Genomic DNA, 587 nt, shown 5'->3' with positions numbered 1-587 from the left:
ACGCCGTGATCGACGCCGTCGACGTCCCGACCCAGCTGGGCGGCGGGATCCGCACCGCAGACGGGGCAATCGGCCTGCTCGAGCGCGGCGTCGACCGCGTCATTCTCGGCACTGCGGCGGTCGAGAACCCCGATATCGTGGCCGAAATCAGCGCGGAGTACCCCCAGAGCGTCGTGGTCAGCCTCGACGCGAAGGACGGCGAGGTCGTCGTCGAAGGGTGGACCGAAGGCGCGGGAATCTCGCCCGTCGAGGCCGCACAGCGGTACGACGACCTCGGAGCCGCCGCGATCCTCTTTACGAACGTCGACGTCGAGGGGCAACTCGAGGGGGTCGCGACCGATCCCGTCCGCGAACTGGTCGACGCGACCGACATCCCCGTCATCGCCAGCGGCGGCGTCGCGACGCTCGAGGACGTGCGATCGCTTGAAGATGCCGGTGCAGCGGCCGTCGTCGTCGGGAGCGCGCTGTACGAGGGCAGTTTTACGCTCGAGGACGCGCAGGCCGCGGTCGGCTTAGATGAATAGTCACAGCTAGCCCGTTTTCAGTGGCCGGGAGCGCGGCTCGAGCAACGCGAGAGCCGTCCAACT

Annotated in this window: 1 protein-coding gene; it reads left to right on the top strand. The window is 68.7% G+C overall.

Annotation, left to right across the window (positions count from 1 at the left end; genetic code table 11):
• Nucleotides 1-524: 1-(5-phosphoribosyl)-5-[(5-phosphoribosylamino)methylideneamino]imidazole-4-carboxamide isomerase (gene hisA / locus PGX04_RS28745; protein WP_273741615.1), on the top strand; the 524-nt coding region annotated here is incomplete at its 5' end.
• Nucleotides 525-587: the final 63 nt, after the last annotated feature.

Source organism: Natrinema soli (assembly GCF_028618695.1).
The sequence above is the reverse complement of the archived record's forward strand: the minus strand, read 5'-3'. Positions and strand labels throughout refer to the sequence as shown.